Origin of the sequence: Synechococcus sp. H55.2, from assembly GCF_047462495.1 — a bacterium.
Classification (GTDB): Bacteria; Cyanobacteriota; Cyanobacteriia; order Thermostichales; family Thermostichaceae; genus Thermostichus.
In genome coordinates, this window is record NZ_JANSJH010000078.1 from 2264 (window position 1) to 13387 (window position 11124).

Consider the following 11124-nt stretch of genomic DNA (forward strand, 5'->3'; position numbering starts at 1 on the left):
GTATGAGGAGTGGGCAGCCAGAGAAACAAGCGCCCTGGCTCTTGCAGAAAGGCGGCCAGAGCTGGGCAGTCGGGGCAAGACATAGATCTGCAGGGAGTAGCTAGAGGCAGTCCCCCCGACAGTATGCCTTAGCTCTCTTAGAAATTGCCAAAAGTTGTCAATCAAAAGAAAAGTGTCAAAACTGATCCTTCATACCCCGCAGCCGCGCAAAAACCCGCACCGGATCTTGAACGCCGGTGGCCGCCTGCAGAGCCGGCTGATCCCAGCGCAAAAAAGGATTGGTGCGGCGCTCTTCGCCAATGGTGCTGGGCACCGTCGGGGATCCCGCCTGGCGCAGCGCCACCACCTGCTGATAGCGCGCCTGCAAGTCGGGGTTGTCGCCATCTACCGTCAAGGCAAACTTGAGGTTGTTCAAGGTGTATTCGTGGGCACACCACACCCGCGTCGGTTCAGGTAACTGGCGCAGTTGATCCAGGGATCCCAGCATTTGCTCTGGGGTGCCCTCAAAGAGCCGCCCGCATCCCCCAGCAAACAGAGTATCGCCACAGAAGAGATCCCCGCTTTCGGGGAAGTAGTAGGCAACATGTCCCCGCGTATGGCCGGGCACAAACAGCACCTTCGCCTGCCGGCCCGCAAATTCCACCGTCTCTCCCGCCTGCAGCTCCACCCTCTGGCCAGGGATCCGCCCTCGATCCACCTGGCTGCCGTAGACGACGGCGCGGGGGTAGCGGGCCACAAGTTGCAGGTTGCCCCCCACATGGTCGTGGTGGTGGTGGGTGTTGAAGATGGCCACCAGCTCCGCCCCCAGCTCGGCCAATTTGTCCAGCACGGGCTCGGCCACTGCCGGATCCACCACTGCTGCCGTTGCCGTCTCGGGATCGTAGAGCAGATAGATGTAGTTGTCGCGCAGGGCAGGCAGTTGCAGAATGCGCATGGCCAGCTAGTCCTCAAAAATGGCCTGTTCTACATCCTGGCGGCTGAGGGAGTAGGGGAAAGACAGGGTTTTCGTGTTGCCATCCGGGTAGGTGTAGCGCACCCAGATGCTGGTCTCTTCTAGGCGCAGGCAGGCTTTCCAGCCCGGCCGCTCGCAAAACCATTGCTCCACATCCTTTGGGTCGCGGGTGCAGCCTTGCTCCTCCAGCCAGCGTTCGATGGCGTGGAGCGGGTGATTGTAGAGAGGTGTGGTGGCAGGGGGCAAAGGCATGGTGAGATTCAAACGCGCGCAGAGAAGCCGTCAAACTAGACAAAAGTTAACAGCCTATTCCATTCAAGCACTTGATCCGTGGGAGGCTCCGAGCGCTTTGTCTGAACCTCATCCCCAAGCAACCGGAGTTGGTTAGCCCACCCCGCCCTCCCGTAGCCAGGCCAAAGCAACCGCCAACACCAAACACGCCACGAAGGTGGATCCCATCAGCAGCAGGGCACAGAGCTCGCCCGCCGAGAGAGGCCGGGTTTCCATGCGCAGCTCGAGAGAATCCAGATCTGAGGATCCCGTTATACTGAGGGAGCCCATGTTGGTCGTCATCGCCCGCAGGCTGGCATCGTAGATGGCCCGTTTTGCCGGGTTGCTGAGCACGAGATAAGCTTCCTGCAGCTCTTGGAAGCAGCGAATGGCCACTTCCGGGGCCAGGGGGGAAGTGTCGGGGTGGTAGCGTTTGCTCAACTGCCGATAGGCCCGCCGAATGGCCTCAGGAGATGCCCCTGGAGACAGGCCCAACCGTTGGTAGTAGGTGAGGGAAGTCAACGAGCGCATGCAAGCTGATCTCGACTAAGTGAGACGGTGGGGACAGCAGAACGCTTCTCCAAGGAGCTGAGCTTTGATCCAGTGTAATCACTTGGCCAGCCGTCGGGATCCCCTGAGCATGGCTCTATTCTTCTTCCTCTTCTTCCGACTTGGCTTTGGGGTAGTAGAAGCCGGTGTTGCGACCGCTCAAAATTGAACGCCCAATGGTCATTGCCCGCTGGGCCTGGAGCTTGGCTTTGCCCAGCCAAACGGCATACCGCCTGCGACTGCGGGCTTTCGAGGTTTTCTTCTTAGGAACAGCCATAGCTTGTACAAGAACACAGCCTTACTAGGCTAGCACTGAGCTTGCACCGTCGATCCCGGCTTTGTTTCGTCAAGTAGTCTATTAGCAGTTGACTCCAGAGAGAGCGAGCATCTCCGCACAATAGGGTTGAGATGGGTCAACTCTTCTACGCAAACCTTCTCAATCCCTTTTCCCGGCAGCCTTGGAGTCGATAGAGTATGGGACATCTTCTGGAACAGGCGGCCAGGTGATATCGGTCACCCCCCGGAAGCTCTTTTGGGTGCAAGCTAAGAATGGACTGTGGCCACTTCCTCGATCCAGGAGATCGCTCAACCATGCGCAACCTCTTTTCCATCTTGTTGTTCGGGATCCCGCTGCTGAGCTTGGGTTGGACGGGGATCCCAGTGGCTGCCCAATCCACCAATCCGGAGCTGTGCCAGAAGTTTCCCCAAGACCTTCGCTGCAATCTCTCTGCCCCCAGCCAGGTAGGACAAGCGCCTCAACCCAGCACTCGCCCGCGCGTTGCGGTTTTGGATTTTGATTTCAGCAGCCTCAGCAATTCCTACAGCCTGCGCGAGGCTTCCCGGGGGGTGAGCGATCTGCTGGTGGATCGGCTGGTGAGAGATGGCACTTTTTCTGTTATCGAGCGCTCGCGGCTGGATGCGATCTTGGCCGAGCAGAACTTGGGGCTATCGGGGCGGTTGGATGCCAACACCGCCGCTCAGGTGGGCCGGATCCTCGGGGTCGATGCGGTGATCCTCGGCAGTGTTACCCAGTTCGATGTGTCGGTGCGCCGTTCCGGCGGTGGGGCGCCGGTCTTAACCCCCTTCGGCAGCTTTCCGCTGGCGGTGGGGGCCGAGTCGGTGGATGCCGATGCCAACGTGCAGCTCAATGCCCGCCTGGTGAGCACCAGCACGGCCGAGATCTTGGCCGTGGTCGAGGGCCGGGGCAACGCCAGCCAGTCGGATAGCACGGTCACGGTTGCCGGCTTTGGCGGGGGATCCGCCACCAGCAACGAAGAAAAGCTGCTGGTTTTGGCCAGCCAGCAGGCGGTGGAGCAAATTGCCCAGCAGTTGGCCGGTTTTGCCAGTCGCTTGGCGGCCCAGCCCCGCTCTTTGCCGACCATCGATGCCTTGGTGGCGGATGTCTACGGCAATCAGGTGATCTTGAACAAAGGCAGCCGCGACGGCTATCGCGTGGGCCTGATCCTTTCTGTGGAGCGCGTCGTTCGCGAGGTTAAGGATCCGGCCACAGGAGCAGTCCTGCGCAAATTGACCGAGCCAGCCGGCCAAATTCAACTGACAGAGGTGGATCAGGGATCCAGTGTGGGCCGCATTCTCAGCGGCTCTGGCTTTAAGGTGGGAGATGTAGCCAAGCCTCTCCAGTAAACTCCCAACGCTCTATCTTCAAGACCCTTCAATCGGGGCAAAGCCCTGGCGTTGAATATTTTCGGTAACGGTGCGCGGCTCCAGAAATTGCAGCAGGTAGTCGGGGCCACCGGCTTTGGATCCCACGCCGGAGAGCTTGAAGCCGCCAAAGGGCTGCCGCTCGACCAAAGCGCCGGTGATCTCGCGGTTGATGTAGAGGTTGCCGACAGCAAAGTCTTGGCGGGCCTGTTGGATGTGGGAAGGAGTGCGGCTGTAGACGCCGCCGGTGAGAGCGTAGGGAGTGGCATTGGCCAGCTCCAGGGCAGAGGAGAAATCCGCTGCCGCAATCACCGCCAGAACCGGTCCAAACAGCTCCCGCTGTGCCAGTTCCGATTGGGGATCCACCTGGCTAAACACCGTGGGGCCGACGAAGTAGCCTTTTTCCGGCACGGGCAGGCTGAGTTCCAAGCGGGCGTAGGCTTGGGCCGCTTGAATGGCCTGTTGCAGGCGGGCTTGGGCCTCGGCATCGATCACCGGGCCGACCTGGGTGCTAGGATGAGCCGGATCCCCCACGTTTAACGACCGCACCGCCTCGATCAACCGCCCCAAGAACAGGTCGTGGATCGACTGCAAGACAATGGCCCGCGAGCAGGCGGAGCATTTTTGGCCACTGTAGCCAAAAGCAGAGTTAACCACCCCCTTCACCGCCAGATCCAGGTCGGCGCTTTCATCCACAAGGATGGCGTTTTTGCCGCCCATCTCGGCAATCACCCGCTTGATGTGGTGCTGTCCCGGTTGCAATTGCGCCGCCTGGGCAAGGATCTGGCAGCCCACCGCCTGGGATCCAGTGAAGGCAATCAAATGTACCCGTGGATCTTGCACCAGGAGAGGGCCGATCTCTTCCCCAACTCCTGGCAGAAATTGAAAGACGCCTTCCGGGATCCCGGCTTCGGCGAGGGCCTTGAGGATGAAGCCTGCCAGCTTGGCGGCGACCAGCGAAGATTGCTCTGCCGGCTTGAGGAGCACGCAGTTTCCAGCCACCAAAGCCGCCATCGCCATGCCACAGGGGATGGAGAGAGGAAAGTTCCAAGGGGCGATCACCACCGCCACACCGCGGGGCTGGTAGTGGTAATGGTTGGTTTCGCCGGGCAGGTTGCACGCCCGTCCTCGATCCAGAGCCTCCATCTGCTGGGCGTAGTAGCGGCAGAAGTCGATGGCCTCGGAAATCTCCCCATCGGCCTGGGCGATGGGCTTGCCCACCTCCAGCACCATCCAGGCGGCCAGCTCTGCCCGTTGAGCCTCGATTTGCTCCGCCACCCGCCGCAGGATCCCCGCCCTCACGGCCACAGGCGTGCGCCGCCAGCGGGGAAAGCTGGCCTGGGCCGCCCGCAGGGCTTGCTCCACCTGTGCGGGACTGGCCAACCCAATCTCACCCACCACTTGCTCGGGATCGGCAGGGTTTAAAGAAGGAATAGACTGTCGGGTTGGGCGATATTCTCCGGCAATCCAGGGCTGAACTGTCTGGCCCAGTTGCGTTTGAACTTTTTGCAGGGCCTGAAAAAAGGGATCCCGCTGCTGGGGCTGGCTGAAATCCGTATCGGCAGCCGCGACAAACGAGAGGGAAGGTGGCTGAAACATGGATCCCTCCTCCAAGACAGGGGGGGCCAACAACTGTTCGGCGTCGTAGCCCTGGACACTTTGCCGCAGGAAGGACGTGTTGGCGGTATTTTCCAGCAAACGCCGAATCAGATAAGCCATGCCCGGCAGCAGCTCTCCATAGGGACAGTACACCCGCACCCGCTGTCCCTTCTGCACCAGGGCCTTGGCCAAGGGGTCGGCCATGCCGTAGAGCACCTGCAGCTCAAAAGCAGACTGAGGTACCTCCAGCGCCTGGGCGATGGCAATGGCTTTGGCCTGAGAACGCACATTGTGGCTGGCAATGGCGGCACGCAGATGGGTGTGGTGCTCTAACAAAAGCTGGGTCAGGCGCTCAAAATTGGCGTCGGTGGCGGCTTTGTCGTTGTAAACCGGCTGCGGCCAGTGCTTTTGCGCCGCCAGGATGGTCTCTTGATCCCAGTAGGCGCCCTTGACCAGGCGCACCGTCACCGGGGATCCCCGCTCTTTGGCCCAGGCGATCAGGTTTTGCAAATCGGTGTAGCTATCCCGCAGGTAGGCTTGTAGGGTCAGGCCAATGTCGGTGCGGCTGCGGAACTCCGGCTCCAGCAGCAGCTCCTGTAAAATGGCCAGGGTAAGGGATTTGTAGCGGTACTGCTCCATATCAAAGTGGATCCCGACTCCCAGGGCCTCGCCCCGGCGCAACAGGATGCGGATCCGTTCTCCCACCTTGGCTTTGGCCCCTGCCGGGTCGATGGGGTCGAACTGGGAATAGAAGGCCGTCAGCTTCACCGACACTTGGGGCATAGGCTGCGGCTGCGGCCAGGTTTTGACCACCTTTGCCAATTGCTCCATCGCCTGTAGGTAGCGCTCCAGGTAGGATTGGGCTTCGGCTTCGGTGAGGACGGCTTCCCCCAGCAAATCCAGGGTAAAAGCCATGCCTTGGCGGTGCAGAGTTTCCAGCGTTTGGCTCACCTGCTGCAGGGTTTCTCCGGCAATGTAGCGACGGGCCAGGGCTTCTACAGCAGCGGTGAGGGTGCTGGCGGCCAACTGTCCAGGCAGAGAATGGGGGTCGGCAAAGTTGAGTAGGTTTTTCAGTATCCCCGGCAACTCTACTGCCGGATCCAAGAGATACTCTTGAAGATGGCGAGCCATCTCTGCTTTGCTTTTCAGGCTGGGCAAAACATCGATCAAGCGGAACAACTGGGTGCGCAAATGGGGGTTCTCCATCGCCCAGGCCAGCAGCCTGTCCTCCCAACGCAGTTGATCCCGCCATTGGGCCAGCAGGGATCTCCCCTCGCCCCGAACGGAATTCAACAGAGACTGGGCAAGTGCTTGGGTTTGAGCCTCATAGGCGAGAGGAGCAGCTTGGGCAACCATAGGGCAATCGGAAGTAGAGCTGGCGGGATCCCACTATCCTGTCACGGGCGGGATTGAGCCTGAGCTAGATTTTGATAAAGATGATAGTTTCGACGGCCCTAACAGGGCCACTGCGGGGCCTTAAACACCACGAGCAAAACAGTTAAAACCATTTGGATACAGGAGAGCTATGCGGGCTTTTGTTGCAGGGGCTACGGGAGAAACGGGGCGGCGCATCGTCAAAGAGTTGGTGGGCCGCGGCATCCCGGTACGGGCGCTGGTGCGCAGCCGCGAGCTGGCCGCACAGGTTCTGCCCCCCGAAGCGGAAGTGGTGGTGGGAGATGTGCTGGACCCGGCCACGCTAAGGGCCGGCATGGAGGGATGCACGGTGGTACTCTGTGCTACAGGAGCTAGGCCCAGTTGGGATCCCTTGCAGCCCTACCGAGTGGATTATGAAGGCACCAAGAACCTAGTGAATGTGGCCAAAGCCCAAGGGATCCAACACTTTGTTTTGATTTCTTCTCTGTGCGTGTCCCAGTTGTTCCACCCCCTCAACCTGTTTTGGCTGATCTTGGTGTGGAAAAAACGAGCCGAAGAATACTTGCAAAACAGCGGCCTCACCTACACCATCATTCGGCCAGGGGGCCTGAAAAACCAGGACAACGAGGATGGCATTGTCCTCTCCCAAGCTGACACTCTCTTCGAGGGCAGCATCCCTCGCCTCAAAGTAGCTCAAGTGGCTGTTGAAAGCCTATTTCAGCCGGCAGCAAAAAACCGCATCTTCGAGATCATCGCTAAGCCCGGCGTTCCCAGGCGGGAGTGGAGTGACCTCTTTGCCCTAGCAAGCTAGGGCCCCGTCGGAAGAAAAGTAGTATAGGGATCTCACGCCCGAGGCTGAGGGCGTTATAATCTCCGCAGCCCTAGCGGAGGTCCCTGAGATGGTTGTGCAACTCTTGCCTCAGTGTGAGAACTTACGGGAGCATGTTGAAACGATTCTAAACCTTTGGCAGCAGGATCCCACGCTCTCAGCAAAGCAAGATACAACCCGAGTTCAGGCTTCACTGAGCAAGGCTATTTCCCCAACTTTTGAGATTGTCTTTGCCGGTGCTTTTAGCGCTGGCAAGTCGATGCTGATCAACGCCTTGTTAGAAAGGGAGCTTCTCTATAGCGCTGAAGGACACGCCACAGGGACAGAGTGCTACATCTCCTATGCAGAGCCTGACGCCGAGAGGGTAGTACTCACCTTCCTCAGCGAGCGGCAGGTGCAGGAACAGATGGCTGCCTTCTGCACTCGCTTGGGCTTAGCCCTACCCAGCGGCAACAACCTAGAGGAAGTCACCCTCAATCGCCTAAAAGAGCAGGCTGAGGCCATTGTTCAGCAGGAGGGCGGCAAAAGTAAGTCGGAACGAGCAAAGCAGGCAGATGCGCTGCGCTTATTAATTGAAGGTTTCCAGCAAAACCGCGCCAGAATTCACCCAACCGAAAACAGAGTATTTTCGATGGAACAGCTTAACCTTGGCAACCTAAGAGAAGCGGCCAGTTTTGCGCGGCGCGGTGCCAATAGTGCAGTTCTGCGGAAGATTGAGTACTACTGCCATCATCCTCTATTAGAAGACGGAAACGTTATTGTCGATACCCCTGGAATTGATGCTCCGGTTAAAGCGGATGCCGAGCGCACCTATCAAAAAATTGCCGATCCAAACACTTCCGCAGTTGTCTGTGTCCTCAAGTGTGCTACAACAGGTGAGCTGACTAAAGAAGAAACAGAACTCATTGAGCACATCCAAAGTAGCGAAAGTATTCGCGATCGAGTTTTTTATGTGTTCAACCGCATTGATGAAACTTGGTACAACTCCCAGCTAAGGCAGAGATTAGAGACCATCATTGACCAGCAGTTTCGTCAAGCCCGCCTATTTAAAACTAGTGCCCTGCTTGGCTTCTACGGCTCGCAGATCAGGGAAACGACTCGAGAAACAAGGTTTGGTCTGGATACCATTTTTGCAGAAAGTATAAAAGAGCTAGGTGGCAGAGAGCAGACACCTCAATTTATTAGCGAATTTGTCAAGTACTGTAGCTCCTCAGGCAGGCTTGTGGGATCCCCCTTCCGCCCTTCGGTGCACGGCTATGAGACTCCTATCGATAACTACGTTCGAATTCTAAGCGAGTGGGGCAAGCCCTTGATTGAGTACATGATCAAAGATAGCGGCATAGAAGAATTTCTCAGTGGGATTACTCGCTATTTGAAGGAAGAAAAGCGCCCGCAGTTGTTTATAGCTCTTGCCGATGACCTGCAGCCTCTGTGTATTGAGCTCAGAAAGTCCTACCTAGATCTTTATGGAGACCTAGACAGCCAACCCAGAGAAGTCGATAGCATGATTGCCCATGAGTTAATGCTTATTAATCAGCAGTTGAATAGGATTGGTCAAGAGTTTGATGAACACATTCAAACTATGGTTAGTGAAATTATCGACGGAACGGATAAAGAGTTTGAGTATGACTTCCGAAGGCTGCAGGCCAAGATGGTGCGTAGGCTGGATGAGCTTCTGGACACATTCTCAATAGATAGTGCCTATAGCCAAGCTGTTCGCATCCACCACCGTAACTCCACAGCTCCCTTTTTGGCTGTGCTGGTTGAGGCCCTTTACTACCTATCGAATCACCTAGAGGATATACTGGTCGAGTCTGCCACCACAGTTGTGGAGAACTCCTTCCGGCGGATTATCGATCGGGTACGCAGTGCAGACTACTACAAGCAGTTGTTTCGCCTACTGGGATCCGACGGTGATCTAGAGAAAAAACTACTAGAGGTTAAGGAAAAAGTTTGCACTGCATTAGTCAGCGGCGCTCGAAAAGAGTGCGATCGGTATCTAAGAGAAAGTCCTCGCTTCTATGACGAGGGCACTTTCTCCATTTACCAGTTCCGGGAAGTTTTAAAGCAAACATCTCAGTCCTACGATATTTCCGCTATTCGAGATGCGGAGCCGGGGATCCGGCAATTGCTGAAGCTTGACTTTGAGCCCAAAGTCAGCCAGACAATACGCTCTAACTTCCGGCAAGAAACCAACAATACCCTCAAGACTCAGCTCTTGCCCGTTGCTAAGGAAGTGGCTGATGAAATTCTGCAAAAGTATCCCGAAGCAAAGCAATTTATGGAAGCGACACTTAGAAAGGAAGCAGAAGAAAGAATTACCTTAAACCAACAGCGTCTAAGGGATCTAGAAGCAAAGATCGATAGCTACAACCAAGCCGTTTCTGGGATTAACCTATGCTTACAGGCTATGGGCCTAGGTCGTGAACTTTTGCCCTCGATTTCTTTACTGAAACCTTCTTCGACCGGTGAATTAGCTGACAGCTCAGCAGGTTCTTCCGAGCAGCCAGCGAGCGAAAGTGAGCCGAGTGATGAGATCTCTGACTTAGGTAAGATTTTCCCCGAGCTGGACAGCATACTTGACGATCTGAGATAAAGCAGTTTGTTTCTCCCTACTATTTGAGGAGGTGAAGTTTTGTTGCCTAAGTCCCTGCCCTTGCAGCAATACTTAGAAGGGATCCTCTCTGTAGGGGAGAAAACTTTCAAGGTTGCTAGCCTGGTCAAAGCTGCCCAAGAGGATTTGGCCAAAAAGGAAGAGCTCAATCGCTTGTTTATTGCAGCCTTGAGATCCTCGGGGATCCTCCCACCGGAAAACCTGATTAGTATTGCCAGTAGCCTTCTTGCCACTAAACCCGAAGAAAAGCTACTGCAAGAAACCAAGTGGTTTGATCAGGGCCTGACCTGTCAGCTCTTGGTGCCGGGTAAGAAGGAGTGGGAGAAAGGCAGGGTCAGATTGCGGATCACTGTAGAGTTTGAGCCAGAGCGTACGGGCTCAGAAAGTAGTGATGGATCCCCTCTAGATGACCTTCGCACAGACAAGGAGTAGCTTAAGTTAGCGGGATGCATTAGGAGGCTGGGTCAGTGTCAAGCAACGATCAACCTCAAGATCGCCAAGATCGCTTTGTCGAGATAGATGCTTCTCCAAACACCGTCGTTGATATAGGAGGAGGCCTGATCTACTCAAAAGAGTTTATTTGGGCTTGCTTGCAAAGTGCTTATGATAACTTTGGATCTCGTTTATTCGACAAACTTAGAGCCAAAAACATTTCTGGCTCGGTCAATTTTTACCAAATAACTGATGCGAGAGGGATCCCTGCTAAACTTTTACGTCCTAGCTTGCCATGGGTTGATGGCAGAGTTAGGGTAAGGCTAATAGTTGAGTTTGAGCCAGAAGATCCAGGATCAGCAAGCGATGGATCTTCTCTGGATGACCTTCGAAAGGATGCCGATTAGCCAGGTCTGTTAGCACTAGGAAACAAGACATGCTTGACTCGATACTTCTCAAAGTAGATGATAAAGAAACTGCCGTTGCGATTGGCGACCAAATCTATCTTCCTAGTGTTTTGCACAGTGCAATTATTGATTACCTTCTTGCAGATATTGCACGAACAAATAGCCACCTTCGCTCAAAAAAGGTTCACGTAGAAATTAGAGCTTTAGTAGAGGGAGTAAAATCCCGAATCTTACAGCCTAGAAGGGATTGGTCTGAGGGAAAGGTATCCCTTAAAGTTTGTCTCGAGTTTATTCCCGATAGCCCATCTCGAGACTCCGAACTAGATAGTTTTCGCAATACAGGTGAGTAATGGATGAAAGAGAAAAAACCTGGTGAGAGGCTCCCGATCCCAGCATCTGTGCGGGAGTATGTCTTCCAAAGGGATGGCTTCCGCTG

The 11124-nt window shown here is 55.8% G+C and carries 11 protein-coding genes; 6 read left to right on the forward strand and 5 right to left on the reverse strand.

Translation table 11 applies throughout. The features are described 5' to 3' along the window. Nucleotides 1–175: 175 nt before the first annotated feature. The 4 genes from gloB to NW844_RS09650 form a co-directional block, all read right to left on the reverse strand. Nucleotides 176–934, reverse strand: a complete 759-nt coding sequence (gene gloB, locus NW844_RS09635) for a hydroxyacylglutathione hydrolase (RefSeq protein ID WP_414335175.1) — start codon at nt 932–934, stop codon at nt 176–178. Between the two features lie 6 nt (nt 935–940). Beyond that, nucleotides 941–1204 (reverse strand): DUF3143 domain-containing protein, encoded by a 264-nt coding sequence (locus NW844_RS09640; RefSeq protein WP_414335177.1) that lies wholly within the window; start codon nt 1202–1204, stop codon nt 941–943. Between the two features lie 132 nt (nt 1205–1336). Then, nucleotides 1337–1753, reverse strand: coding sequence for a J domain-containing protein (locus tag NW844_RS09645; protein ID WP_414335178.1), 417 nt, complete (start codon nt 1751–1753; stop codon nt 1337–1339). Nucleotides 1754–1868: 115 nt separating this feature from the next. Continuing rightward, on the reverse strand, nt 1869–2048 hold the full coding sequence (locus tag NW844_RS09650) for a 50S ribosomal protein L32 (RefSeq protein WP_414335180.1): 180 nt from the start codon (nt 2046–2048) through the stop codon (nt 1869–1871). A 314-nt stretch (nt 2049–2362) separates the two neighbouring features. Between NW844_RS09650 and NW844_RS09655 the strand changes: the two genes are divergently transcribed. Continuing rightward, nucleotides 2363–3415: a CsgG/HfaB family protein gene (locus NW844_RS09655; RefSeq protein WP_414335182.1), complete on the forward strand. Its 1053-nt coding sequence runs from the start codon at nt 2363–2365 to the stop codon at nt 3413–3415. Nucleotides 3416–3433: 18 nt separating this feature from the next. Here the strand turns inward: NW844_RS09655 and pruA are convergent, their stop codons facing one another. Next, complete coding sequence (pruA, locus tag NW844_RS09660) at nt 3434–6388, reverse strand: L-glutamate gamma-semialdehyde dehydrogenase (protein ID WP_414335183.1); 2955 nt, start codon at nt 6386–6388, stop codon at nt 3434–3436. A gap of 169 nt (nt 6389–6557) precedes the next feature. Between pruA and NW844_RS09665 the strand changes: the two genes are divergently transcribed. The 5 genes from NW844_RS09665 (at nt 6558) to NW844_RS09685 (ending at nt 11038) form a co-directional block, all read left to right on the forward strand. Then, nucleotides 6558–7217: an SDR family oxidoreductase gene (locus NW844_RS09665; protein WP_414335185.1), complete on the forward strand. Its 660-nt coding sequence runs from the start codon at nt 6558–6560 to the stop codon at nt 7215–7217. Nucleotides 7218–7305: 88 nt separating this feature from the next. After that, entirely contained in the window at nt 7306–9831 is a 2526-nt protein-coding gene (locus tag NW844_RS09670) for a dynamin family protein (protein WP_414335187.1), read from the forward strand. A gap of 60 nt (nt 9832–9891) precedes the next feature. Continuing rightward, the gene (locus NW844_RS09675) at nt 9892–10281 is read left to right on the forward strand and encodes a KGK domain-containing protein (RefSeq protein WP_414335188.1); all 390 of its coding nucleotides are present in this window, start codon (nt 9892–9894) and stop codon (nt 10279–10281) included. 35 nt (nt 10282–10316) lie between these two features. Continuing rightward, on the forward strand, nt 10317–10688 hold the full coding sequence (locus tag NW844_RS09680; protein ID WP_414335190.1) for a KGK domain-containing protein: 372 nt from the start codon (nt 10317–10319) through the stop codon (nt 10686–10688). A 29-nt stretch (nt 10689–10717) separates the two neighbouring features. Then, the gene (locus tag NW844_RS09685) at nt 10718–11038 is read left to right on the forward strand and encodes a KGK domain-containing protein (protein ID WP_414335191.1); all 321 of its coding nucleotides are present in this window, start codon (nt 10718–10720) and stop codon (nt 11036–11038) included. The last annotated feature ends 86 nt before the right edge of the window (nt 11039–11124 follow it).